Origin of the sequence: Priestia sp. YIM B13491 (assembly GCF_042787605.1) — a bacterium.
Classification (GTDB): Bacteria; Bacillota; Bacilli; order Bacillales; family Bacillaceae_H; genus Priestia; species Priestia megaterium_E.
The window spans coordinates 198,398-223,386 of the sequence record NZ_JBHZOR010000001.1 but is presented as its reverse complement, the minus strand read 5'-3'; the positions used below and the strand labels follow the sequence as shown (position 1 = coordinate 223,386).

The window sequence follows — 24,989 nt, the reverse complement described above, 5'->3', positions numbered from 1 at the left end:
CACTTAAGACTGATAAGCTACTGAATGAGACGTAATCGATGTACGAAGCTGCTCTTCTTTTTCTTTTTGCAAAGCAACTTCCTGTTCAATATTAAAAATCTTCATGAACAGCTCTAAAGACTCTTCAGCATGTTTCTCTCCAGCCAATTCTTTCGCGTGTAAAATTGGATCGCGAAGAAGTTGATTAATTATACTTTTTGTATGTTTATTTAAAACTTTGCGCTCACGCTCAGATAAATCTGGGAGCTTACGATCAATGCTTTTCATCGTTTCAGCTTGAATGGCAAGTGCTTTTTGACGAAGTGCAGAAATAACAGGCACAACGCCTAATGTACCAAGCCAAGACTTGAAAGCAACAATTTCAGCTTCAAGCATAATTTCAATTTCATCCGCAGCTTTTTGACGCTCATGCAAATTGGATTCTACAATCCCGTTTAAATCGTCGATATCATATAAAAAGACCGTCTCTAGCTCATCTAGTTCTGGATCTAAGTCACGCGGAACGGCGATGTCTACCATAAACAATGGACGACCTTTACGCGTACGCTCGGCTTCACTCATCATTTGTTTCGTTACTACATAATCATTAGCTCCTGTTGAACTAATTAAGATATCTGCTTCGCTTAAAGCATGTTGAAGATCAGCAAATGGTTTCGCTTCTCCAGAAAAACGGTTTGCTAGCTCCTGTGCCTTTTCAAATGTTCGATTCACTACCGTTACTTTTTTAGCTCCGCTGCCATATAAATTCTGTACGGCAAGCTGACCCATTTTTCCCGCACCAAGAATCAACACATGTTTGGATGATAAGTCTCCAAAAATCTTTTTAGCAAGCTCTACAGCTGCATAGCTGACAGAAACTGCATTCGCACCAATTTCTGTTTCATGATGAGCTTTTTTGGCTAATGTCACAGCTTGTTTAAACAGCTGATTAAAAACCGTTCCAATTGTCTCTTCTTCTTGAGCAAGCAAAAAGCTTGAACGCACTTGTCCAAGAATTTGTGTTTCACCAATCACCATTGAATCTAATCCACATGCTACTCGGTATAAATGTTCGATGGCTCCATCATTTTCATAGATGGTTAAATAAGGTGAAAACTCTTCTTTATCTATTCCGAACCATTCAGCTAAAAATGCTTTTACATAATAACGGCCCGTGTGTAATTGATCAACAACAGCATAAATTTCCGTACGATTGCATGTTGAAACAATGATGTTTTCCAAAATACTTTTTTGGCCGCTTAACGTTTTCATGGCAGATGCTAGTTCTTGCTCATTAAAACTAAGCTTTTCTCTTATTTCAACAGGGGCTGTTCGAAAGTTTAAGCCGACTGCTATAATATGCATTTGTACATACCCCCTATAATTGAAATGTGCTTATTTGTCCGAATTTGACGGGCAGTAACCCCTAAATTTCCAAAGAGCTACAGTGAGATAACTGCCCGTAAAATCCGGCGTTCTTCATTCTACTATTCGTAAAAAGCGGCGGACATTACACAGGTGTAAGCTTCGCCTTATCTCTAACTATTATAACATGTTCTATAAGTCATTCGAAAAAAAAATGTGAACAGTCTTTGAAAACATGTGTTAAGATATTAACTGTTATTCCGTAATAAATTGTATCAAAAAAGCAGCGTTTTATCACGTTTTCTGTTTTGAAACACCTGGAGGTTACTATGAAAAAGCAATCAATGTTTTTTGGTGTCTTACTAGTTGGATTTGGAATCTTTTTCTTACTGAATGAACTACATATGAGCATTGCAGCAAAGGTATACACGTGGCCTGTACTGTTAATTTTAATAGGAGCAGCCCTGTTAACTGAGTCTGCTTTATCTCAAGATCATTCAAACTTGCTTGCAAGCTACATATTAATCACTTTAGGTATTCATTTCTATGTAAGTGAACAAATTCCCTTTTGGCCTACGAATATTAGCATGGTCGTTTTTATGGTGGCCATTAGCTTTTTACTTAGTGCTAGAAAAGCCAAATCAGGCTTTTTCCAAGGCGGCACCCTTTTAATTATTGCCATTTTAATGATGTTTTCAGACCGTCTTAAACTATTTTTGCCAAAAGTTGAAGACGGCGTAAATTATTTAACAACCTTCTGGCCTATTTTATTGTTACTAGTTGGGCTATATTTATTATTTTTCAAACGAAAGTAATCTATGTAAACAAGTTAAAAAAATGGAACGTTTGACTCACTTCCTGTTAGAGTGATGATAAACGTTCCATTTTTTTAGATTCTATTCCTTTGTTCAGTGAGTCATGCGATACTGCAAAGATTTCCACGCTTTATCTTTTCCTTCACCTGTTTCAGATGAGAAATGAATTAATTCATCATTTGGATCTAAGTCCAGCGTTTCTCTCACTACTTTTAAGTGCTTTTGCCATTTTCCTTTAGGAATTTTATCAGCTTTCGTTGCAATAACCATAACGGGAAGGTCATGGTGCTTCAAAAACTCATACATCATAACGTCATCCTTTGAAGGGGCATGGCGTAGATCAACAATCATTAACACAGCTTTAAGCTGCTCACGATTTGTTAAATACGTTTCAATCATTTTCCCCCATGCTTCACGCTCTTTTTTAGACACTTTTGCAAATCCGTAGCCAGGTACGTCTACAAAGTGAAGGATTTCATTAATTAAAAAGAAGTTAAGCGTTTGAGTTTTTCCGGGCTTAGACGACGTACGCGCTAAGCTTTTGCGATTGAGCATCTTATTAATAAAAGATGATTTTCCTACATTTGAACGGCCTGCTAACGCAAACTCTGGCAGGTTTTCTTTAGGATATTGTTCAGGGCGTACGGCACTGATAACAATATCGGCTTGAGTTACTTTCATTTTACCTCTCCTACTAGCGCATGTTCCAATACTTGGTCCACATGTGACACAAGAACGATGTCTAATTCCTCTTGTACACTGTCAGGGATATCTTCAATATCACGTTCATTATCATGAGGGATTAATATTTTAGTTAATCCGGCACGATGTGCACTAAGTGACTTTTCTTTTAAACCGCCGATTGGTAATACGCGACCTCTTAGTGTAATTTCTCCTGTCATTCCTACTTCTCTACGCACTGGTTTACCCGTTAGTGCTGATACTAGAGCAGTGGCAATGGTAATTCCTGCAGAAGGTCCATCCTTTGGTACAGCTCCTTCTGGAACATGGATATGAATATCATGTTTTTCATAAAACTTTTCATCAATTCCTAGTTTCTCTGCATTTGAACGCACGTAGCTAAATGCTGCCTGAGCTGATTCTTTCATCACGTCTCCAAGCTTTCCGGTTAGCACTAGTCTTCCTTTACCAGGGGACAAGCTTACTTCAATGGCTAGCGTGTCTCCTCCTACAGTTGTGTAAGCAAGACCTGTAGCAACGCCGACTTGATCTTCCGTCTCAGCCTGTCCGTAACGGAACCTAGGCTTACCAAGGAATTCTTCAAGCGTTTTGGCCGTCACCACCACGCGTTTTTTCTCGCCAGAGACTACGATGCGAGCTGCTTTTCGACAAATGGAAGCAATTTCGCGTTCAAGGTTACGAACACCAGCTTCTCTCGTATATAAACGGATGATTGCTGTTAACGCGTCATCACGAATCTGCAAATTGCCCTTTTGCAATCCGTGATTTTCTAGCTGGCGCAGCAATAGGTGACGCTTCGCGATTTCAAGCTTTTCCAGCTCCGTGTAACCAGCAATTTGAATAATTTCCATTCGATCGCGCAGCGGCCCCGGAATCGTAGCTAAGTTATTGGCTGTAGCCACGAACATCACTTTTGATAAATCATACGTTTCTTCTATATAGTGATCGCTGAAATTATGGTTTTGTTCAGGATCCAATACTTCTAACAAAGCAGAAGACGGGTCTCCACGGAAATCATTTGACATTTTATCGATTTCATCAAGCAGAAATACGGGATTAATCGTTCCTGCTTTTTTCATTCCTTGAATAATGCGTCCAGGCATAGCTCCCACGTACGTGCGACGATGACCGCGGATTTCTGACTCATCTCTCACGCCGCCTAGAGACACTCGTACAAAATGACGATCTAGAGACGTGGCAATTGAACGGGCTAGGGAGGTTTTCCCTACGCCAGGAGGTCCTGCTAAACATAAAATAGGGCCTTTAAGAGATTTTGTCAACTGCTGCACAGCTAGATATTCTAATACGCGTTCCTTCACTTTTTCAAGGCCATAGTGCTCATCGTTCAGCACTTGTTCAGCATTATGAATATTGAGCGTATCTTCCGTTTCATTTGTCCAAGGTAGCGCAATCAACCACTCGATATAATTTCGAATGACTGAGCTTTCAGCGGAGGTAGCAGGAATTTTTTCATAGCGATCCAATTCTTTAAACGCCACTTGTTTGACATGGTCCGTCATCCCACTTGCTTCAATTTTTTCGCGAAGTGTTGCTACTTCTCCTGTCTTTCCTTCTTTGTCTCCAAGCTCTTTTTGAATCGCCTTCATTTGCTCACGAAGATAATACTCTTTCTGAGTGCGTTCCATTGATTTCTTTACACGCTGTCCAATTTTTTTCTCCAGCTGCAGAACTTCTTGCTCGTCTTGAATATGAGAAATGATCGTATTTAATCTTTCCTTCACATCAGTTATTTCTAAAATTTCTTGTTTGAGCTGAATTTTTATTGGTAGATGAGAGGCTACAATATCCGCTAGTCTTCCTGGTTCTTCAATGTCGCTTACCGTTGAAAGAGTTTCAACGGACACCTTTTTGGAAAGTTTTATGTATTGTTCGAAATAGTCTAAAAGCGTGCGCATCAGCGCTTTATCTTCTACATCAACCTGATGTTCTTCGTTTTGCTTTTCCACGTGCACAACAAAATATTCTTCGCTGTCTTCAAATTCTGTAACGTTTACGCGATTTAGTCCTTCTACTAAGACACGCATCGTTCCATTCGGCAGCTTTAGCATTTGTTTAATTTTTGCTAACGTCCCAGTTCTATATAAATCCTCTTTTGTTGGTTCATCAATACCCATATCTTTTTGTGATACTAAACAAACTAAGTGATCATCCATCATTGCTTTTTCTAATGCTTGCACAGATTTATCTCGCCCAACATCTAAATGAAGCACCATTGTCGGATAGACGATCAAACCTCGTAAAGGCAATAGCGGCATTGTCAATTTTTCTTTTTCTGCCATGCAATGAACACCTCCAATGCTCGTCAATTAAAGTATGTAAAGTGTGAATTCTTTTAACAATTTTATCTCATTTGTATACACATGTCTAACAATAGTAATTACTAATTGTACCATGAGAAAGAATTAAAAGGCAAAATATATCTTTTTAAGCTCTTTTCATAAAAAAACGCCTTTTTCGTTGGCTGTGTATAAAGGTTTTATACGCGAAAAAGGCGATGAATATTCATCTGACCATTAATTTTTAATTATCATGATAGAATTAGCTAGATTCTCTAGTTGAAATAGCTGGATCTACCGACAAATGTGCAACATGCTCATGTACAGACAATAGCGCTTGTTCAAACACCTCTGTTAAATGATGGACAGGAATAATGTCGATACCTTTTACCTTTTCTACCATTGCATTCATATTTTCTTTTGGCACAATCACCGTCTGAACGCCTGCTTGTTTTGCTGCCTTGATTTTTGGAATCACGCCGCCAATTGGCTTTACGTTGCCGTGCAGACCAATTTCTCCTGTCATTGCTACCGTATGTTTAATTGGCACTTCATAAATCGCTGAGTAGATACCTGTTGCCATAGCAATACCCGCAGAAGGTCCATCAATCGGAACGCCTCCCGGAAAGTTTACATGAATATCATACTCATCGGCAGGAACATCCATTGAGCGAAGAACCGTTATGACATTTTCAATTGAGCTTTTAGCCATACTTTTACGGCGAATAGACTTCCCTTGAGTCCCTATACTTTCCTCTTCAACGATACCCGTAATAATAATGTTCCCTTTCTCTTTTGCAGGAATCGCTTTGACTTCAATTTCTAAAAGTGCTCCAGAGTTGGGCCCGTACACAGCTAATCCATTAATAAGTCCCACTTTTTCCTCATCTGCAATTTTCGGATCGTGTCTTGGAGATAGTTGACTAGAATGAACAATCCATTCAATATCTTCATTTTTAATATCCGTTCGTTCCTCTGATATCGCTAATCCAGCCGCAATTTGCATCATATTAACCGTTTCACGTCCATTGCGTGCATATGTAGAAAACAGAGATAAACCTTCTTCTGATATATCCATTCTTACTTTATTTGCTGCTTTTTTTGCAACTGTAATAATTTCGTCGCGATCAAGCTCACGGAAAAATACCTCTACGCATCTAGAACGAATGGCAGGCGGAATTTCATTAGGTGTTCTAGTCGTCGCACCAATCAAACGAAAGTCTGCTGGCAAACCATTTTGAAAAATATCGTGAATATGTGTCGGGATTTGTGTGTTTTCTTCGCTGTAATAGGCGCTTTCCATAAATACTTTTCGATCTTCTAGAACCTTTAACAGCTTATTCATCTGAATAGGATGGAGCTCTCCAATTTCATCAATAAATAAAATTCCCCCGTGTGCATCTGTAACCGCTCCTTGTTTTGGCTGCGGAATTCCAGCTTGGCCCATGGCACCTGCTCCTTGGTAAATAGGATCATGAACAGACCCAATTAAAGGATCAGCAATGCCTCGCTCATCAAAACGCGCCGTAGTTGCATCTAACTCTACAAATACAGCCGATTGTTTGAAAGGTGATTTTTTATTTTTTTTTGCTTCTTCTAACACTAAACGTGCTGCTGCCGTTTTTCCTACTCCAGGCGGACCGTATACAATCACGTGCTGTGGATTAGGACCGCAAAGGGCAGCCTTTAGTGACCGAATTCCATCCTCTTGTCCGACAATATCGGAGAAGCTAGACGGCCTTACACGTTCGGCAAGCGGCTCAGTTAAAGAGATGGCTCTCATTTTCTGCAATTGCTCCATTTCTTTCTTTGAATCCCGGTCAATTGAGACTTTTTGCGTACGCTGATTGCGTAATAAATTCCAAAAATATAAGCCAATGATGATACCAAAAAAGAGTTGGACCATTAAGGCAATATTCGTCCAGTTCATAGATAAACCTCCTGCGCAGTTTAGTAAGATAATTATCAATTATTATCTCCCTGCAGCAGTAGGAATAAACAAGATTCTAGTAAAAAGTAAAATTTAGTTGTGCTTCATCACCAGAAAAAAGCCGGGTACTCAAATTGAGTACCCGGCTTTTTTTATGCTGATGTTTTGCTGCCTTCTTGAATAGTAGATCCGTCTTCTAATACGAACTTAGGAGCCGCTTGATCACGAACAGTTTCACCTGTGATAATACATTTTGTAATATCATCACGTGAAGGAAGATCAAACATTACATCTAACATAATACCTTCAATGATTGAACGTAGACCACGAGCACCTGTTTTACGCTCGATAGCTTTTTTAGAAATTTCTACTAAAGCCTCGTCTTCGAACTCAAGTTCAACGTCATCAAGTTCAAGCATTTTTTGATATTGTTTCACTAGTGCATTTTTCGGTTTTGTTAAAATCTCAACTAGCGCTTCTTCATCAAGAGGCACTAAGCTAGCAGTAACCGGTAAACGACCAATAAACTCTGGAATTAAACCAAATTTCAATAAATCTTCCGGTAATACTTTTGCTAGTAACTCTTTTTCTGTAAAGTCTTGTTGTTTTGTTTCTGAACCGAAACCAATTACTTTTTTACCTAGACGACGCTTAATAATAGGTTCGATTCCGTCAAATGCACCACCGCAAATAAATAAGATATTTGTTGTATCAATTTGAATAAATTCTTGATGAGGGTGTTTACGTCCACCTTGAGGAGGAACGCTTGCTACAGTACCTTCTAAGATTTTAAGAAGAGCCTGCTGCACACCTTCACCTGATACATCACGTGTAATAGATGGGTTTTCAGACTTACGCGCTACTTTATCAATTTCATCGATGTAGATGATACCTTTTTCAGCTTTCTCCACATCGTAATCAGCTGATTGAATTAATTTTAATAAGATGTTTTCAACATCTTCTCCTACATAACCCGCTTCTGTTAGAGATGTTGCATCTGCAATCGCAAACGGTACGTTTAAAATACGAGCCAATGTTTGAGCTAGTAAAGTTTTACCGCTTCCTGTAGGTCCAATTAATGCAATATTACTTTTTGATAACTCAACGTCATCAATTTTACTGTTTGAATTGATTCGTTTGTAATGGTTGTATACCGCAACGGATAACGATTTTTTCGCATCCTCTTGACCAATTACATACTCATCTAAAATGTCACGAATTTCTTTTGGTTTTGGTACATCTTTAAATTCTACTTCTTCTTCTGTACCTAACTCTTCTTCTACGATTTCCGTGCAAAGTTCAATACATTCATCGCATATGTAAACACCTGGACCCGCAACTAACTTGCGTACTTGTTCTTGTGTTTTACCACAAAATGAGCATTTTAACTGCCCTTTTTCATCGTTAAATTTAAACATAATTTTCACCCCTTGTAGTATTTACTAAAGTGCTCGAAGCTGATTTCTATCCGCGCTATAGCCCAACAACATGAACAACTCATCTATTTGTAGGTAAATGCCCCTCTTTATCACATAGTAAAAGCGCTATGAAAAGATTTGTATTGCATTTTACCATACATTTTCTTGAATAGATACTAAAACGTTTTATGTATATGTTGTTGATGAGCATAACAGAATGGAGATCTGCTATTATATAGTGTCCTCTTATTGGGCCTATTTCATAACCACGGATTTCAAACAATGGGTTAAAGCTGCTTCTACGGTGTTGGTTATGATATAAAAAAACTATTGAAGTTTATAAAACAAGGCACGATCAAGTCGCGCCTTGTTTCTTACTTACTATTATGCAACAGCTTTGCTGTTTTCTACAAGAAATTCAACTGCTTTACGTACTTTCATGTCTTCTTTAATGCTATCAAGACTGCCAAGCACTTTCTTAATTTCTTCGACAGGCATGTTGTACATTCCTGCCATGTTTTCTAATTCTTTTTCTACTTCTTCTTCGCTTACTTCAAGATTTTCAGCTTTTGAAATAGCTTCTAGCGTTAAGTTGATTTTCACACGCTTTTCAGCATCCGGACGCATTTGGTCGCGAAGAGCTTTTTCATCTTGACCTGAGAATTGGAAGTAAAGTTCAAGGTTAAGACCTTGCATTTGTAAACGTTGTTCAAATTCTTGCATCATACGATCCATTTCAGTATTGAACATTGCTTCTGGAATTTCTACTTCAGCGTTTTCAGCAGCTTTTTCTACTAAAGTGTCGCGAAGAGCTGATTCCGCTTGATTCTCTTTATCGCTTTGTAATTTTTCTTTTGTTTTTGCTTTTAACGCTTCTAAAGTTTCTACTTCTTCATCTACGTCTTTTGCAAACTCATCGTCTAAAGCTGGAAGTTCTTTAGATTTGATTTCGTGTAATTTCACTTTGAATTTAGCAGCTTTACCAGCTAGCTCTTCAGCGTGATACTCTTCAGGGAATGTTACTTCCACTTCTTTTTCAGCGCCTACTTCAAGACCAACTAGTTGCTCTTCAAAGCCAGGGATGAATGTGTTAGAACCGATTTCTAAAGAATAGTTTTCGCCTTTTCCGCCTTCGAATGCTTCGCCATCAACGAAACCTTCAAAGTCGATTACAGCTGTATCACCTTCAGCTACAGTTCCTTCTTCTTTAACAACTAGTTCAGCGTGACGCTCTTGAAGTGTTTTTAATTCAGCTTCAACGTCTTCATCTGTTACAGTTGTATCTACTTTTTCTACTTCTAAGTTTTTGTATTCGCCTAATTTAACTTCAGGCTTAACAGTTACTTTAGCAGTGAAAACTAGAGGTTGTCCTTTTTCGATTGTTTCAACATCGATTTCTGGACGATCAACCGGTTCGATACCAGCTTCAACAATTGCATTGCTGTAAGCTTCAGGTAATAAGATGTCTAGTGCATCTTGGTATAAAGATTCTACGCCAAAACGTTTTTCGAAAAGTGGACGAGGCATTTTACCTTTACGGAACCCTGGTACGTTTACTTGTTTTACAACTTTTGTGAATGCTTTATCTAAGGCTTTATCAAACTCAGCAGCTTCAACTTCTACTGTTAAAACGCCTTGATTTCCTTCTTGTTTTTCCCATTTTGCAGACATGAATGTTTCCCTCCAAAATCATTTTAAGTAGTGATTTCTAAACTAGATAATGCAGATAGCCTATCAGTTCAACCCTCAATCATTATCTATTTAACTCCCTATTACTTTAAAGTAAGTAGGAATGTAATGTAAAGATGAAATTCTACTATACGTATTTAAGTGCATTTTACAACCATTATATTATAACATACAACAATGACGTTTCAACTAAACACCACATTTTATATAAAAGAAATTTCTTCAATTTCTTTTAGCTCTTTAATTGCCTTTCTTAATTCAGCTGCGGAGAAACTTCCGTCTTCCTCTGCTACAGCTGCATCTGACTCTTCTCCTTGCATCATCAGACTAACAGCATACACCGCTGCTGTCCAAAGTTTTACATTATCACCCGGTAAAAACGGAAATGTAATAAATAAATGACGCTGCCATATTTCAACGGCAACCTGCAGCAATGTAGGATTTTCATGCTCCAGCTTTTCCGTCAACTGCGCTTCTACTTGCTCGGCAAACAAATACGGTGTTGTTCGTTGAAGCTGAAGCGCATTTACTTTTTTCGTCTCTCCAAACTTAGTAATCATAAAATCAATGTCTACTTCTTCTTCCATAACTGTTTTTAAAGCGACTGTTTTTACGATAGGGTGAACAGCTTCAGATGAAAATAGCTGTTCCAGAAAGAAGCGCTGCTTTTCAATTCTCTTTGTTTTTAATGAATGAACCCATTCAAGCTGATCTTGAATATTGTCTAGAGCTGTGAATGATTTAAACTGCTCTAGCTGTTCTTCTTCTGTTTGTTCTTCTATGACTTGTTCTTGATTCATTCTATTCTTGCAGAACTCCAATAGCTGATAAAGCTGTTCAGCATGTTCAGAAGGGAGTTTGTGTTCTTGAATAACTGCTTGTAGAGTAACATATCCTTCATGATAGTGACCAAGCTGAATTAACACCATGAGGTACATTTGCAAATTATGATAATAATCGCCAATATCTTCTTTCAGCATTTGCTCACACAATTCCTTAGCTATGCCTGCATCACCGAGCTCCACGTGACAAATAACAAGACCAAGTAAAATTTCATGATGCTTATTATCAAGTTCATAGGCCTGCTCAAATAAAGGAAGTGCTTCTTGAAACTGCTTGTGCTGCATATGATCTGTAGCTTTTTCAACCAACCGTTCTTTTAATAGAGGAAAAGCTACAATTTTGTTTTGTTGTTCATTCGACATGTTTTCTCCCCACTTCGCGGTCCATTTGCTTTACAGTTTAGCAATTCGATTAACGGAACGCAAAAAAATCGAGCAAAATCATCATTTTGCTCGATTTTTGGTTAGTATCTTACCGTTTTTGCTTCATAAGCAGAAATGTCGTCTTCAAAAGAAAGCGTATAGCCAATTTCATCATATCCGTTAACAAGCATATATTTCCAATGGCCATTGATATCAAACGTACGTTCAAAGCCTGCTTCATCGGTAATTTTTTGCTGATGAAGATCGATTGTACAGGCGTAAGAAGCACTTTGAGACTCTTTCATTAAATAGGAAACATCTTCTTTTGATAAAACAATAGGTAAAATACCATTTTTTAGACAGTTTTGTTTGAAAATATCCGCAAATGAAGGTGCGATAATGGCACGAAACCCATAGTCTAAAAGCGCCCATGGCGCGTGTTCACGTGACGAACCACATCCGAAGTTCTCGTCAGCTACAAGAATTGTTGCTCCTTGATTTTGAGGCTGATTTAATTCAAACGTTTCATTTAACGTTTCATCTTCATTATATCGCCAATCAAAAAATAGAAATTTTCCAAACCCAGTACGCTCAATTCTTTTCAAAAATTGCTTTGGGATAATTTGATCAGTATCTACGTTTGCTCGGTCGAGACCTGCTACTTTCCCTGTGTGGATTGTAAAAGCATTCATCTATGTTCTCCTCCTTATCGCACCGCTTGTTCTTGTAGTTTGCGTACATCAACAAAATGTCCATATACCGCTGCCGCTGCTGCCATTACCGGGCTTACTAAATGCGTTCTGGCGCCTTTTCCTTGACGTCCTTCAAAATTGCGGTTAGAAGTGGACGCACAGTGTTCGCCTTGTGGAACTAAGTCAGAGTTCATGCCTAGACACATGCTGCAGCCTGAGTCTCTCCAATCAAAACCTGCTTCAATGAAAATAGCAGATAAACCTTCTTCTTCAGCCACTCGCTTTACTTTTTGAGAACCTGGTACAATGATCGCTCGCACATCTGGTGACACTTTCTTTCCTTTAATAAAGGCTGCCACGTCACGAAGATCAGACAAACGAGCATTTGTACATGAACCGATAAATACATGCTGAACTGGAATCTCTTCTATTGCCATGCCAGGCTGTAAGCCCATATACTCAAGTGCTCGTGACAAAGACTTTCTCTCAGCTTCTGTTTTACACTCTTCTAATGTAGGAACTTGCTTGCTAACATAAGAACTCATCGCCGGGTTTGTTCCCCATGTTACAACAGGTTCAATTGTATCTGCATCAATTTCCAGCGTTTCATCGTACGTTGCACCTTCATCTGTTGCTAAAGCTGCCCAAGCTTCCACTGCTTTTTCAAACTGTTCTCCTTTAGGAGCATACTGACGTCCTTTAATATAAGAGAACGTGACATCGTCTGGACTGATTAGACCAGCTTTTGCACCGGCTTCAATAGACATATTACAAATGGTCATGCGCTCTTCCATTGAAAGATCGCGAATACATTCGCCCGTAAATTCTACGATTGAACCCGTTCCAAAATTCACGCCGAATTTTTGAATTATTGCTAATACAATGTCCTTAGCATAAACGCCAGGCTGCTTTTTGCCATTTACTTTCACTTGTAGCGTTTTTGGTTTCGCTTGCCATAGCGTTTGTGTTGCTAAAACATGCTCTACCTCACTAGTTCCTATCCCAAAAGCAAGCGCTCCAAATGCACCGTGAGTAGATGTATGACTATCTCCGCACACAATGGTTTTTCCAGGCTGAGTTAATCCTAATTCCGGTCCAATGATATGCACAATTCCTTGCTCTTCACTTGTTAAATCTAAAAGCTTCACACCAAACTCATGACAGTTTTCAGATAGTTTGTCTACTTGTTTCTTTGCAATCGGATCTTTAATATTAAAACGGTCAACCGTTGGAATGTTATGATCCATTGTAGCAAACGTTAAGTCTGGACGCTTCACTTGGCGATTTGCCACGCGAAGACCTTCAAATGCTTGAGGAGACGTTACTTCATGAATAAGATGAAGATCGATATATAATAAGTCCGGCTTCCCCTCTTCTCGACGTACAACATGTTGTTCCCAAAGCTTATCAATAATTGTTTTTGGTTTCATACTGCTCCTCCTTTCTGATTATGAAAAACGTTTCTCACAAAACGTGAGAAACGCATGATTAACTGTAAGCTGTCATAATGCTTGAAATGGCAGAATCATTGGCAATTACCGCAGTTATCGCCTCCACCATTTTATCGGTACCTAAATAATGATTACCGTCTGCTAAGTCAGCTGTTCGATGACCTGCATGTAATACACTTTCAACCGCTTGTTCAATCACTGCTGCTTCTTTTTCTAATCCAAATGAATGTCTAAGCAACATTGCTGCAGATAAAATAGCAGCAATCGGATTAGCTTTGTTTTGACCAGCAATATCTGGTGCAGAACCGTGAACCGGTTCGTATAAAGATGGACCATCAGCCGTTAAGCTGGCAGATGGCAACATTCCTAACGATCCTGTCAGCATAGAAGCCTCATCACTCAAAATATCACCAAACATATTTTCAGTTACCACTACATCAAAATACTTCGGATTACGAATTAACTGCATAGCAGCTGAATCTACAAGCATATGCTCAAGCTCTACATCCGGGTAGTCTTTTGCTACTTCTTCAGCTACTTCACGCCACACTCTACTAGACTCAAGCACATTCGCTTTATCAACAGACGTTACTTTTTTACGTCGATTTACAGCCGTGTCAAATGCTTGACGAATAATTCTTTCTATTTCTGTACGCTTATAAAATAATGTGTCGACAACTGTTTCTTCATTTCCTTCTGTTCGGCGCTCGCTAGGCTTACCAAAATATAAGCCTCCTGTTAGCTCGCGGACGATAATGAAGTCAACACCTTCAATGTATTCTTTTTTCAGAGGAGAGGCATCCGCTAAGCTATCATAAAACGTCACCGGACGAAGATTAGCATATAAATCCAGTTCTTTTCGAATAGCTAGCAAACCTTTTTCCGGTCGCAAATGTGAAGGGTTACGATCCCATTTTGGCCCTCCAACCGATCCAAGTAATACAGCATCTGCCTGCTTACAAGTCTCAATTGTACTTTCTGGAAGAGGTGTGCCCGCCTCATCAATTGCAGCTCCGCCAATTAGTCCATACGTAAACTCAAATTGATGATCAAAGCGCTCTCCAATTGCTTTTAAAACGGCAACAGCGCCCTTGGTTACTTCTGTTCCTACGCCGTCACCCGGTAATACAGCGACTTTTTTTGTCATGGTGGTCTCTCCCTTCAGTTCACATTACTTCTTGCTTTGTACGATGCTGCTGAATAGCAATTAAACGATTAATGGCGTTCAGATATGCTTTCGCTGACGATTCTAATACATCAAATGCTACTCCGCGTCCGCTTGCTTCAGTTCCTTCGCTTTCAACCTTCACAAATACTTCAGCCAGTGCGTCCGGCCCACCGTTAATAGACTGAATACGATAGTCTAATAGTTTTACATCTTGTTCAACACAGCGCTGCAGCGTATTATAGATAGCTTCCACGCTTCCAGATCCCGTAGCTGCTTCTTGAATCTCTTCGCCGTTTTCTTTGCGAAGCGTAATCGTAGCTGTTGGAATATTGTTCGTACCATACTGAACTTGCAGACTTTCAAGCTTATATTCACTGTCTTTGCTAACTTGCTTTTGAATGACTAATGCCAATAAATCATCATCGGTAATGTCTTTTTTCTTATCTGCTAAGTCTTTAAACTTCTCAAAAAGTACGTTTGCTTCTGTATCTTCCAATGTGAATCCAAGCTCTACTAAGCGTGTACGGAACGCATGACGGCCTGAGTGTTTACCAAGCACAATTGGATTTTGTTTAACACCCACAAGTTCTGGGGAAATAATCTCATATGTTAACGGATTTTTTAAGACGCCATCTTGGTGAATACCTGATTCATGAGCAAAAGCATTCTTTCCTACAATTGCTTTATTTGGTGCAATATTCATTCCGGTAAGCTTACTGATAATGTCACTCGTACGCTTAATTTCAGGCAAGATAAGACCTGTGCTCGCTTGATAGAAATCTTGACGGACATGAAGCGCAAGTGCTACTTCTTCAAGAGCTGCGTTACCCGCACGTTCTCCGATTCCGTTAATCGTTCCTTCAATTTGAGTAGCTCCTGCTTCAATCGCAGCCATTGAATTGGCCACAGCTAGCCCTAAGTCATCGTGACAGTGAGCTGACAAATCAACTTTATGAATATTTGACACATGTTCTTTTAAGTAATTAAATACTGATTGATAGTCGCCAGGAGTGATAAATCCTACTGTATCTGGAATATTAACGACTTTTGCACCAGCATCAATAACGGCTTCTACAATTCTAGCTAAAAACGGTAAATCTGTTCGACATGCATCTTCAGCAGACCATTGAACAACCGGGAATTTTTTACTTGCGTACTTCACCATTTCCACTGCTGTTTCAAGTACTTCATCAGGTGTCTTTTTCAATTTATGCTGCATATGAATTTCGGAAGTAGCGATAAAAACATGCAGTCTTGGTTCTGCACTTTCTTTTAACGCTTCCCATGCAATGTCAATATCTTTTGTAACAGACCTTGCAAGGCCTGTTACAGAAGAATTTTTGACAATAGACGCAATTTCTTTTACGGATTGAAAATCACCTTTTGAAGAAGCGGGAAATCCGGCTTCAATGATGTCGATACCTAATCGCTCTAACTGCTTAGCAATTTCAAGCTTTTCTTGTAGGTTCAAATTGACTCCAGGTGACTGTTCACCATCGCGTAGCGTCGTGTCAAATAGTTTAATTTTTTGCACTAGCGATCACCGCTTCTTTCTTTTGTTTTTTAACAAATGGCATCATTTCACGTAATTGAGCGCCAACTTTTTCAATTAAATGTTCGTTTTCACGGTTATTGATAGCTGTAAATTCCGGACGATTTGCTTGGTTTTCTAGGATCCAGCCTTTTGCAAATTTACCTGTTTGGATATCTTCAAGCACTTTTTTCATTTGCTCTTTTGAACGCTCATCTACAACGCGTGGTCCTGAAACGAAGTCACCCCATTGAGCTGTATCAGAGATTGAATAACGCATGCCTTCCATTCCGCCTTCATACATAAGGTCAACAATTAATTTTAATTCGTGTAAACACTCAAAATATGCAACTTCCGGTTGGTAGCCAGCTTCTACAAGCGTTTCAAAACCAGCTTTAACTAATGAAGTTAACCCACCGCAAAGTACTGCTTGCTCACCGAAAAGATCTGTTTCTGTTTCTTCTTTAAATGTTGTTTCTAACACACCCGCACGAGCTGAACCGATTGCTTTAGCATAAGCTAACGCTACGTCTTTTGCTTCTCCAGTTACATCTTGGAATACTGCGAATAACGCCGGTACGCCAGCTCCTTCTTCATACGTTCTTCTTACAAGGTGACCAGGGCCTTTTGGAGCTACTAAGAATACGTCAACGAATTCAGGTGCTACGATTTGGTTAAAGTGAATGTTGAAACCGTGAGCAAATACTAAAGATTTTCCTGGTTTTAGTCCTGGAAGAATTTCTTCGTTATAAACTTTTGGCTGATACTCATCTGGAAGTAATACCATTACTACTTCTGCTTGTTGAACTGCATCTTTTACAGATAATACAGTGAAACCGTCTTGCTCTGCTTGGTCCCATGATTTACCTTTACGTAATCCTACTACCACGTTTACTCCGCTGTCGCGTAAGTTTTGTGCATGGGCGTGACCTTGTGAACCATAGCCTACGATTGCTACTGTTTTACCTTGTAATAATTGATCCTTTGCATCTCCGTTATAATATACCTTTGTCATAATAAATCTCTCCTCTTAGTTTATATAGTTTTATATAGTTTACTTGGTTAGTAACTAGCTAGAATTAAATGATTGATGAAAGTTTAGCTGCTGCTTTTTGCGTACCGCGCGGAACAGCTACTGTACCCGTGCGCGTTACTTCTTTTAATCCATAAGGCTGAAGCAGATCAATCATCGCTTCAATCTTGCTGGATTCACCTGTTACTTGAATAATTAAGCTGTCGCGGCTTACATCAATGATGGTTGCACGGAAAGGCTCAATTACTGCATAAAGTTCGTTACGGCTCGCTGGCGTAGAGGCTACTTTCATTAAAGCAAGCTCTCTTGATACCACCGCTTGATCCGTAATATCTTGAACCTTCAACACGTCAATCTGCTTATTTAACTGCTTAATCACTTGTTCAGCAGCGTTATCATGCTCTACGTTCACAACAAACGTCATGCGTGATACATCTTCAGATTCAGTGTGACCTACCGAAATACTCTCAATATTGAAATTTCTTTTTGTAAATAACCCCGTCACGCGATTTAATACGCCCGCACGGTTTAATACAGTTGCTGTAATAATTCGCTTCATGGTTTCACCCCTACCATTTCATGTAATCCTTTTCCAGGTGCAACCATTGGATATACGTTTTCTTTAGGTGCGACAAAGAAATTTAGTAGAACAGGTCCATCTGTTTCCATTGCTTCTTTCAAAGCCGCATGCGCTTCTTCTTCAGTAGAAGCTTGTAAACCTTTGATATCATAAGCTTCTGCAAGCTTCATTAAATTAGGCTGATTCGGAATTAAAGAGTGTGAGTAGCGTTCTTCATAGAAGATTTCCTGCCACTGACGAACCATACCAAGCGACTGATTGTTAAGTACAACCACTTTTACAGGTAAATTTAATTCTCTAATAACTCCTAATTCTTGAAGCGTCATTTGAAATCCACCGTCACCAACGACTGCTACAACTGTTTTATCTTTGTTTGCCAGCTGAGCGCCGATTGCAGAAGGTAATCCAAAGCCCATAGTGCCAAGACCACCTGAAGTTACCCATCGATCTGGATTATTAAATGTGTAGTATTGAGCTACCCACATTTGATGTTGCCCAACGTCCGTTGTAACAACGGCATCTCCATTTGTATACTTGTGAAGCAACTCAACTACTTTTTGTGGCTTTAACACATCCCCTGAGTTCTGATACCATAATGGATATTCTTGCTTCCACGCCGCTAATTTCTCATGCCATTTCGTATAATCTCCAACTTCTCCTTCTTGCAGAAGCAATTGCTTCAATACTTCTTTTGCATCTCCAACAATTGGAATCTTGGTTGGAACATTCTTTCCAATTTCCGCTGGGTCGATGTCAATGTGAGCAATTTTTGCATTTGGTGCAAAATGCTTTAAGTTACCTGTTACTCGGTCATCAAAGCGTGCACCGATACTAATGAGAAGATCACTCTCATAAATTGCCATGTTTGCTGTGTAGGTTCCGTGCATGCCAGCCATTCCTAAATGAAGCGGATGATCTGCAGGAAAACAACCCAACCCTAAAAGCGTATTAATAACCGGAATATTTTGACGTTCAGCATAATTTTTTAATTCTTCTGAACCTTTACTCAATAACACTCCCGCACCTGCTAGAATAACAGGTTGTTTTGCAGCTGCTACTGCGTCTGTTAATTTTTTAACCTGCAGCTGATTTGGAAAATAAGTTGGCTGATAGCCAGGTAAATCAATTTCTCCTTCGTAATTAAACGTTCCATCACCCTGTGCCATATCTTTTGGAATGTCGATTAAGACTGGACCAGGTCTTCCTGTTGTCGCAATATGAAATGCCTCTTTGATGATTCTCGGCATATCGCTGATATTGCGTACTTGATAGCTATGTTTTGTAATTGGCATTGTGATCCCTAATACATCTGCTTCTTGGAACGCGTCAGAACCAATTACACTTGAAGCTACTTGACCAGTAAAAACAACTAAAGGAAGTGAGTCAATCATCGCATCTGCCAAACCTGTTACGATATTTGTTGCACCAGGACCACTTGTTGCGATAACTACACCGGGTTTGCCTGAAATTCTTGCGTACCCTTCTGCTGCGTGAATTCCACCTTGTTCGTGACGAGCAAGTACGTGAAACATTCCTGAACCATATAGCTTATCGTAAATCGGTAAAACGGCTCCCCCTGGGTAACCGAAGATGACGTCAACATTTTCTCTTCTTAGAGATTCAATCAACATGTCAGCTCCATTCATTTGTGCCCCAGTGCTTACAGGTTCTTTCGTTTGCATATTGGCTCCCACTTTTCTCATCCTTTCGTTTTCTAGATAAAAGAAAAAAGACTTCTCACCCCTAAATAGACCCTATCAAATGATATAGGTCAAGGGGCGAAAAGTCTTTTGTACTTTACGCGGTACCACCCTCGTTTGTAATCGTAATGATTACCTTATGAATGTATACTGTACATTCTTTTTGATAACGAGTGCTTTGGAAGTACACTCGGTCGCCCTTACTGAATTTCAGGGTGACACTCTGAGGTGAGTTCATTTTGAGTTGGTAACGTCGGCTTCCAGCAACCCGACTCTCTGTTGATACCTAAACATCAAAACTACTTATCCTCTTCAACGTTTTAAAACGCTATATGCTTTTTGAAAAATGCTTTACACATCATATTTTAAATTAATTACAATTAATTAAAATTTTTAGAAAACTTATATTTGAGGACTATCTTACGCCCATTTCTATGCATAGTCAACCACTTTTCAAGATTTTTTTAGACAATTTAGACTAAACAGAATATTTGAATGCGTTTTCATTATTGATGTAATAAGGGTTTACAGCAGTTCAAAAAGTTTTTGTGAAACGTTCATTTGTACACACTGAATGAACAAACATTCACTTTTAAGATAAATAAAAAAACCGGCTTTTACTAAAAAGTAAAAGCCGGTTTTTTCCGGACGTCCCAGGAGAGATTCGAACTCCCGACCGACGGCTTAGAAGGCCGTTGCTCTATCCTGCTGAGCTACTGGGACATAATGTTAAAGTGTATCAAAGACAATACTTATTATATTCAAATATAATTTAAAAGTCAACGTTTTTTTGAAATTTTATGAGAAGAGAGGTAAAAAACCTTCTCTTCTCCCTATATTTGGCTATATTATGCTGAAAGTGTACAGGTTAACTGCATGCTAGGAATATGTTTACCGCTTATATCGTAAAACTGCACGGTAGCTTCTGTACCATCCATTACTAGTATAGCATACGTACGTTCTTTTCTCATACGAGGAAGTAACATACTTCCTGGATTGATAAATAAAACTCCGTCCATGAGCTCAGCTCCCGCTATGTGAGAATGCCCAAAGCAAACAACGTTTGCCCCGACTTCTCTCGCTTTGTAATGCAGATTCATCATAGACATTTTAACATTATATAAGTGACCGTGTGTAACCAGACACGTAGCTTCTCCAAGCGACTCTACTCGATCATTAACGTAAGATGCATCGTAGTCACAATTTCCTCGAACGCCTAAAAACGCAGACATTTCTTTGCTGTCTTGCGGCAACTCAGAGTCCCCACAATGGATCATCTTATCTACATCAGCATGTCTCTCTCTGATAGTGAGCAGTTCTTCTTGTAACCCGTGGCTATCGCTTACAATTAATAGTTTCACACGTCATCACTCCTTCTAAAATTGCGCATCAATTAGCGGTGCTAGTTTTTTTAACGCATTTGCTCGGTGACTAATTTGATTTTTTTGCTCTTTGGTCAATTCTGCCATGGAGCATCTCCATTTTTCCACAAAGAAAATGGGATCGTACCCAAAACCGTTTTCCCCTCTTTTTTCCTCCAAGATGTGCCCTTCACACGTGCCTTCTACAATTTCGGTTCTCTTTCCAGGCACTGCAATAGCAAGAGCACAGTGAAAGCGTGCCGTGCGCTTTTCAAACGGCACGTCATTTAACTTTTGAAGTACCTTCTCTATATTAGCATTATCATCTTTATTTTCACCAGCATAACGCGCGGAATAAACGCCTGGCTCCCCGTTTAAGGCGTCAATAGCAAGCCCGGAGTCATCGGCAATGACCGGCTTATTTAATGCGGATGAAATGGCCTCTGCTTTTAGTGTCGCATTCTCTGCAAATGTAACGCCCGTTTCTTCCACGTCTTCAATCTCAGGAAAATCAAGAAGCGATTTTACTTTAAATCCCTTTGGCGAGAAAAGTGTTTCAAAGTCTTTTACTTTGCCTGCATTTTTAGTTGCAATAATGATTTCACGCACGTCAATCCCTTACCTTTCTTTAACCGGAATGTAAGCAGCCAGGTGATCAAGAACTTCCTTTTGCTGTTCAATCAATTGATAAACACCTTTTTCTCCCAAATCTAGAAGATGGTTTAACTGTTCTCTCGAAAACGTCGATTCCTCTCCCGTTCCCTGTAATTCTACAAACTGTCCGCTTCCTGTCATCACAATATTCATGTCAACTTCCGCTGTCGAATCTTCTTCATAATTTAAATCTAAAATCGAATTTTCTCCATGAATACCTACTGAAGTCGCAGCTAAGTAGTCACGAATAGGGATTTCTGTTAGCTTGTTCTCTTCAACCAGCTTTCCAAACGCTAAAACCATAGCCACAAAAGCACCTGTAATCGATGCTGTTCTTGTGCCTCCATCAGCTTGAATAACATCACAATCAATCCAAATTGTCTTTTCTCCGACCTTTTCCAGATCGACTACAGAACGAAGAGCTCGTCCGATTAGACGCTGAATTTCCATTGTTCGTCCTGTGACTTTACCTTTTGATGATTCACGTATATTTCTTTGTGCCGTAGCTCGAGGCAGCATAGAATATTCAGCTGTAATCCATCCTTTTCCTTGTCCACGCATAAAAGGAGGCACTCTGTCGTCTATGCTTGCTGTACAAATAACCTTTGTGTCTCCCACCGAGATTAATACAGATCCTTCTGGATGCTTTAAGTATGAAGTATGAAGAGATACAGGTCTCAATTCATTAAATTCCCTACCGTCCAAACGCATTAAGCATGTCCTCCTATAAATTCATTTATATGTAATAGTCTCTTCCATTTTAACTATAAAACAGCGGAAAGAGGTCGCTATTTCAGCAGACCTCTTTCTACTTAGTCCTTTACTAGTATAACAAAAATTTGTTTTTAAAAACTACCTGTGTTCACATTTTTCGGTCTTGAAACTGGTTCCGTCAATTTTTTCCCTTTTTCATCTTTTAGCGTTTTTTTGCCATTCACCTTAATGGCAACGCTGTCTACGGCTTTTTGTTCTGTCAGCGATAACACCAAGGAGTCAAGAACATGCTGAGAAATTTCCGTGCCTTTTAAATTTCCAAAGATGTTTTTATTAAAGTTAAGCGTTAACTCACCGTCCGCATACTTTGGAGCTGCTACGAGCTTTGCATCGGGATTAAAATCTGTCACTAAACCTGATGCAGGCGCAGGTCCTTCTACAAGTTCGTTCACAATTGCAGTGTACATATCCTTGTCATCAGAAGCAATTCGTTTTGTGACAGGAACATAGTAAGTTTGTTTGCCCTCTTGAGCTAAGTAATAAATCGTAACTGGCTTTGTTTGAGTTACGTCAACTACTCCAGTATTATCAAAGTTAATGCCATCTGCTCTGCTCAACCCTTTACTGATTGGCGTATGATTTACAGGCATCTCATCTTTATCATAGCCGTTAATGCGAATTTTAACTTTATTTACGCCTTCAAACTGCGTCAGCGTCCAAGTGACGGCCTGCAGGATACGGAGTTCATCTTCTTTTTTATATTCAGCAAATTCAGGTGAAAAATCTGCTACCATCGTCCCGTCACTTTCCAGCTTTGTCCCTAAAACTCTTGTATCAGCAGGAAGAACCGCTCGGAAATTATTTGGCAATAAGTTTGTGACTGGTCCACCCTCTACTAAATATTCAAGAGACTGTTTAGCGACACCTTTTGATTTAGGAATTTCAAGCGTCTGGGGAACAACGTACCCGTTTTTATCAATTAAGTAGAGTTCTCTTTTGGTAGGCGCAGATGTTTCTACCGCTTTACTTTGTTTTTTATTAGCTTCCGTTACTTTCGCTTCAGTCGCTAATGATTTTTCATCTTTCACATAGGTGACATCCTTTGGCGGATCAATTTCCTTTGCTGCGTTATCCCCTCCGAAAAGTCCACAGCCGGATAACAATACAGATGTGGTCACCACGGCGGATATGAGAACAAGTTGGGTCTTTTTGGACATTCCTTTCCCTCCTCAGACTGTTTGTACTACTATGTATACGAGCTTTTTTGCATTTTAGACCAGCTCAAAAAAGTTTTTGTCCACAAAAAAAACCGAGCATAATATGCACGGTTTTAAAGCTTGATATGTTCAACATTATATACAGGGTGCTCAAACCATTTAGATGCAATAGATTGAAACAGTTCTGTTGATCCTGTTGTAAAGAAGTAGTGTTCAGGCTCCATGTTTCTAGGAGCGAGTAAATTGCTATAAGAAAGAATGGCACTTACCTCTATTGCCGTTTCTTCGCCAGAACTGATTAACTGAACTCGAGGCCCAATTGCTTCTTGAATAACTGGCTTTAATAACGGATAATGCGTACATCCTAAAATAAGGGTATCCATATCTGTATGATAAAAAGGTTTTAATGTTTCTTTTACAATTCGCTGCGCTTCCGGTCCTTCATAATTACCGCTCTCTACAAGAGGTACAAACAAAGGGCATGCCAAATTTTCCACTTCCACTCTCGTATGAAGAGCGCGGAGTGCATGTGTATAGGCTTGACTTTTCACGGTTCCATTTGTGCCGATTACGCCTATTTTATGATTTTTAGTTACTTTAAGCGCAGCGCGTGATCCTGGTTCAATGACGCCTATAACCGGAATATCGAGCTGTTCTTGAATTTCATCCAGCACAACTGCCGTAGCCGTATTACACGCAATAACAAGCATTTTAATATCTTTATCTACTAAATAATTAGTCATCTCCCACGTGAAAGCTCGTACTTCTTCACTAGGACGAGGACCGTATGGGCAGCGGGCTGTATCTCCAATATACATAATTTGTTCTTTCGGAAGCTGTCTCATAATTTCCTTTGCTACCGTTAATCCGCCCACACCTGAATCTATAACACCAATTGGTCTACTCAAAACAATCGCCTCATTTTTCTTTCATTTCATCATGCAATTTTCGTAACGTTACTCGTAAAACTTCCGTTTCACTCGGAGAGAAGTTTGCCAGTACGCCATTTAAATACGTTTGTCGCTTTTCAATTACTTCTTCGATAACACGTGCTCCTTCAGGAAGCAAATGAATACGCACTACGCGGCGGTCTTTTGGATCTTTCACCCGAACCACCAACTTATTTTTTTCCATACGATCTACTAAATCTGTCGTTGTACTACAAGCGAGAAAAATACGATTTGATAAATCGCCAATCGTCATATCTCCACGTTCAAACAGCCACTGCAAAGCAATAAACTGAGGTGGCGTAATCGTATAGTCTTCTAAAATTTCTCTTCCTTTTTGTTTCACAATCGCTGCAATATGTCGAAGTGACTTCTCTAATTCTGCCACTGTATCCTCATTATTTTTTGCTGTCATACCGTAATCCTTTCCACCTATAAGTCTTATTTTCTATTATTTCTTTCAGTTAAACCCGTCTCTATTGTTTCTCTTTTCTATTTTATATTGTGCTCTTTTTTCAGTGATTTTTCAAGGTTAACATGA

At 39.4% G+C, this 24,989-nt stretch carries 21 protein-coding genes, 1 tRNA gene and 1 other annotated feature; of the genes, 1 reads left to right on the top strand and 21 read right to left on the bottom strand.

All coding sequences use genetic code 11. The features are described from left to right. Nucleotides 1-3: 3 nt before the first annotated feature. Nucleotides 4-1,344 (bottom strand): glutamyl-tRNA reductase, encoded by a 1,341-nt coding sequence (gene hemA / locus ACFX4E_RS01075; protein ID WP_377238329.1) that lies wholly within the window; start codon nucleotides 1,342-1,344, stop codon nucleotides 4-6. Between the two features lie 329 nt (nucleotides 1,345-1,673). Here hemA and ACFX4E_RS01070 point away from each other — a divergent pair, with 329 nt between their 5' ends. Further along, the gene (locus tag ACFX4E_RS01070) at nucleotides 1,674-2,159 is read left to right on the top strand and encodes a LiaF transmembrane domain-containing protein (RefSeq protein WP_013059363.1); all 486 of its coding nucleotides are present in this window, start codon (nucleotides 1,674-1,676) and stop codon (nucleotides 2,157-2,159) included. A gap of 93 nt (nucleotides 2,160-2,252) precedes the next feature. Here ACFX4E_RS01070 and yihA read toward each other — a convergent pair whose 3' ends face one another. The 20 genes from yihA to ACFX4E_RS00970 all read right to left on the bottom strand — a co-directional run bounded on the left by yihA (nucleotide 2,253) and on the right by ACFX4E_RS00970 (nucleotide 24,863). Further along, entirely contained in the window at nucleotides 2,253-2,840 is a 588-nt protein-coding gene (gene yihA / locus ACFX4E_RS01065; protein WP_013059364.1) for a ribosome biogenesis GTP-binding protein YihA/YsxC, read from the bottom strand. Further along, nucleotides 2,837-5,161, bottom strand: a complete 2,325-nt coding sequence (gene lon, locus ACFX4E_RS01060; protein ID WP_028410554.1) for an endopeptidase La — start codon at nucleotides 5,159-5,161, stop codon at nucleotides 2,837-2,839. The genes yihA and lon overlap by 4 nt, the downstream gene beginning before the upstream one ends. Nucleotides 5,162-5,420: 259 nt before the next feature. Then, a complete protein-coding gene (gene lonB, locus ACFX4E_RS01055) occupies nucleotides 5,421-7,088 on the bottom strand; it encodes an ATP-dependent protease LonB (RefSeq protein WP_013085136.1) in 1,668 nt (555 codons plus the stop codon). Nucleotides 7,089-7,240: 152 nt separating this feature from the next. After that, entirely contained in the window at nucleotides 7,241-8,506 is a 1,266-nt protein-coding gene (gene clpX / locus ACFX4E_RS01050; protein WP_013059367.1) for an ATP-dependent protease ATP-binding subunit ClpX, read from the bottom strand. 384 nt (nucleotides 8,507-8,890) lie between these two features. After that, the gene (tig, locus tag ACFX4E_RS01045; protein ID WP_016765666.1) at nucleotides 8,891-10,177 is read right to left on the bottom strand and encodes a trigger factor; all 1,287 of its coding nucleotides are present in this window, start codon (nucleotides 10,175-10,177) and stop codon (nucleotides 8,891-8,893) included. A gap of 221 nt (nucleotides 10,178-10,398) precedes the next feature. After that, nucleotides 10,399-11,400, bottom strand: a complete 1,002-nt coding sequence (locus tag ACFX4E_RS01040; RefSeq protein ID WP_028410553.1) for a tetratricopeptide repeat protein — start codon at nucleotides 11,398-11,400, stop codon at nucleotides 10,399-10,401. A gap of 101 nt (nucleotides 11,401-11,501) precedes the next feature. Beyond that, entirely contained in the window at nucleotides 11,502-12,092 is a 591-nt protein-coding gene (gene leuD, locus ACFX4E_RS01035) for a 3-isopropylmalate dehydratase small subunit (RefSeq protein ID WP_028410552.1), read from the bottom strand. Nucleotides 12,093-12,106: 14 nt separating this feature from the next. Continuing rightward, nucleotides 12,107-13,522: a 3-isopropylmalate dehydratase large subunit gene (leuC, locus tag ACFX4E_RS01030; RefSeq protein ID WP_013059371.1), complete on the bottom strand. Its 1,416-nt coding sequence runs from the start codon at nucleotides 13,520-13,522 to the stop codon at nucleotides 12,107-12,109. Between the two features lie 58 nt (nucleotides 13,523-13,580). After that, entirely contained in the window at nucleotides 13,581-14,690 is a 1,110-nt protein-coding gene (gene leuB, locus ACFX4E_RS01025; RefSeq protein WP_013059372.1) for a 3-isopropylmalate dehydrogenase, read from the bottom strand. A 19-nt stretch (nucleotides 14,691-14,709) separates the two neighbouring features. Continuing rightward, complete coding sequence (locus ACFX4E_RS01020) at nucleotides 14,710-16,245, bottom strand: 2-isopropylmalate synthase (RefSeq protein ID WP_025750618.1); 1,536 nt, start codon at nucleotides 16,243-16,245, stop codon at nucleotides 14,710-14,712. After that, nucleotides 16,232-17,257, bottom strand: a complete 1,026-nt coding sequence (ilvC, locus tag ACFX4E_RS01015; protein ID WP_013085141.1) for a ketol-acid reductoisomerase — start codon at nucleotides 17,255-17,257, stop codon at nucleotides 16,232-16,234. Before ilvC ends, ACFX4E_RS01020 begins: the two co-directional genes overlap by 14 nt. Nucleotides 17,258-17,321: 64 nt before the next feature. Beyond that, complete coding sequence (gene ilvN, locus ACFX4E_RS01010) at nucleotides 17,322-17,834, bottom strand: acetolactate synthase small subunit (protein WP_013059375.1); 513 nt, start codon at nucleotides 17,832-17,834, stop codon at nucleotides 17,322-17,324. Continuing rightward, nucleotides 17,831-19,558: an acetolactate synthase large subunit gene (ilvB, locus tag ACFX4E_RS01005; RefSeq protein ID WP_153254654.1), complete on the bottom strand. Its 1,728-nt coding sequence runs from the start codon at nucleotides 19,556-19,558 to the stop codon at nucleotides 17,831-17,833. Before ilvB ends, ilvN begins: the two co-directional genes overlap by 4 nt. Before the next feature lie 68 nt (nucleotides 19,559-19,626). Further along, nucleotides 19,627-19,880 (bottom strand) — a binding site (T-box leader). A 324-nt stretch (nucleotides 19,881-20,204) separates the two neighbouring features. Next, nucleotides 20,205-20,278, bottom strand: a tRNA-Arg gene (locus ACFX4E_RS01000). A 125-nt stretch (nucleotides 20,279-20,403) separates the two neighbouring features. After that, the gene (locus tag ACFX4E_RS00995) at nucleotides 20,404-20,916 is read right to left on the bottom strand and encodes a metallophosphoesterase (protein ID WP_013059377.1); all 513 of its coding nucleotides are present in this window, start codon (nucleotides 20,914-20,916) and stop codon (nucleotides 20,404-20,406) included. Nucleotides 20,917-20,931: 15 nt separating this feature from the next. Continuing rightward, the gene (locus ACFX4E_RS00990; RefSeq protein WP_025601437.1) at nucleotides 20,932-21,525 is read right to left on the bottom strand and encodes an XTP/dITP diphosphatase; all 594 of its coding nucleotides are present in this window, start codon (nucleotides 21,523-21,525) and stop codon (nucleotides 20,932-20,934) included. Between the two features lie 9 nt (nucleotides 21,526-21,534). Continuing rightward, on the bottom strand, nucleotides 21,535-22,281 hold the full coding sequence (gene rph / locus ACFX4E_RS00985) for a ribonuclease PH (protein ID WP_013059379.1): 747 nt from the start codon (nucleotides 22,279-22,281) through the stop codon (nucleotides 21,535-21,537). A 134-nt stretch (nucleotides 22,282-22,415) separates the two neighbouring features. Beyond that, entirely contained in the window at nucleotides 22,416-23,501 is a 1,086-nt protein-coding gene (locus tag ACFX4E_RS00980) for a GerMN domain-containing protein (RefSeq protein WP_377238328.1), read from the bottom strand. A 113-nt stretch (nucleotides 23,502-23,614) separates the two neighbouring features. Further along, a complete protein-coding gene (racE, locus tag ACFX4E_RS00975; protein WP_025601441.1) occupies nucleotides 23,615-24,409 on the bottom strand; it encodes a glutamate racemase in 795 nt (264 codons plus the stop codon). Between the two features lie 10 nt (nucleotides 24,410-24,419). Next, nucleotides 24,420-24,863 carry a MarR family winged helix-turn-helix transcriptional regulator gene (locus ACFX4E_RS00970; RefSeq protein WP_013059382.1) on the bottom strand — a complete coding sequence of 148 codons (444 nt, stop codon included), beginning with the start codon at nucleotides 24,861-24,863 and terminating at the stop codon, nucleotides 24,420-24,422. Between the last annotated feature and the right edge of the window lie 126 nt (nucleotides 24,864-24,989).

Bases quoted from the DNA above. Each gene is read 5' to 3' on its own strand.
- ACFX4E_RS00970 (WP_013059382.1), bottom strand. From the start codon at position 24,863: ATGACAGCAAAAAATAATGAGGATACAGTGGCAGAATTAGAGAAGTCA.
- ACFX4E_RS01070 (WP_013059363.1), top strand. From the start codon at position 1,674: ATGAAAAAGCAATCAATGTTTTTTGGTGTCTTACTAGTTGGATTTGGA.
- ilvC (WP_013085141.1), bottom strand. From the start codon at position 17,257: ATGACAAAGGTATATTATAACGGAGATGCAAAGGATCAATTATTACAA.
- rph (WP_013059379.1), bottom strand. From the start codon at position 22,281: ATGCGTTTGGACGGTAGGGAATTTAATGAATTGAGACCTGTATCTCTT.
- lonB (WP_013085136.1), bottom strand. From the start codon at position 7,088: ATGAACTGGACGAATATTGCCTTAATGGTCCAACTCTTTTTTGGTATC.
- hemA (WP_377238329.1), bottom strand. From the start codon at position 1,344: ATGCATATTATAGCAGTCGGCTTAAACTTTCGAACAGCCCCTGTTGAA.
- ilvN (WP_013059375.1), bottom strand. From the start codon at position 17,834: ATGAAGCGAATTATTACAGCAACTGTATTAAACCGTGCGGGCGTATTA.
- leuB (WP_013059372.1), bottom strand. From the start codon at position 14,690: ATGACAAAAAAAGTCGCTGTATTACCGGGTGACGGCGTAGGAACAGAA.
- ACFX4E_RS01040 (WP_028410553.1), bottom strand. From the start codon at position 11,400: ATGTCGAATGAACAACAAAACAAAATTGTAGCTTTTCCTCTATTAAAA.
- tig (WP_016765666.1), bottom strand. From the start codon at position 10,177: ATGTCTGCAAAATGGGAAAAACAAGAAGGAAATCAAGGCGTTTTAACA.
- ACFX4E_RS00980 (WP_377238328.1), bottom strand. From the start codon at position 23,501: ATGTCCAAAAAGACCCAACTTGTTCTCATATCCGCCGTGGTGACCACA.
- ilvB (WP_153254654.1), bottom strand. From the start codon at position 19,558: ATGAGAAAAGTGGGAGCCAATATGCAAACGAAAGAACCTGTAAGCACT.
- lon (WP_028410554.1), bottom strand. From the start codon at position 5,161: ATGGCAGAAAAAGAAAAATTGACAATGCCGCTATTGCCTTTACGAGGT.
- clpX (WP_013059367.1), bottom strand. From the start codon at position 8,506: ATGTTTAAATTTAACGATGAAAAAGGGCAGTTAAAATGCTCATTTTGT.
- leuD (WP_028410552.1), bottom strand. From the start codon at position 12,092: ATGAATGCTTTTACAATCCACACAGGGAAAGTAGCAGGTCTCGACCGA.
- yihA (WP_013059364.1), bottom strand. From the start codon at position 2,840: ATGAAAGTAACTCAAGCCGATATTGTTATCAGTGCCGTACGCCCTGAA.
- leuC (WP_013059371.1), bottom strand. From the start codon at position 13,522: ATGAAACCAAAAACAATTATTGATAAGCTTTGGGAACAACATGTTGTA.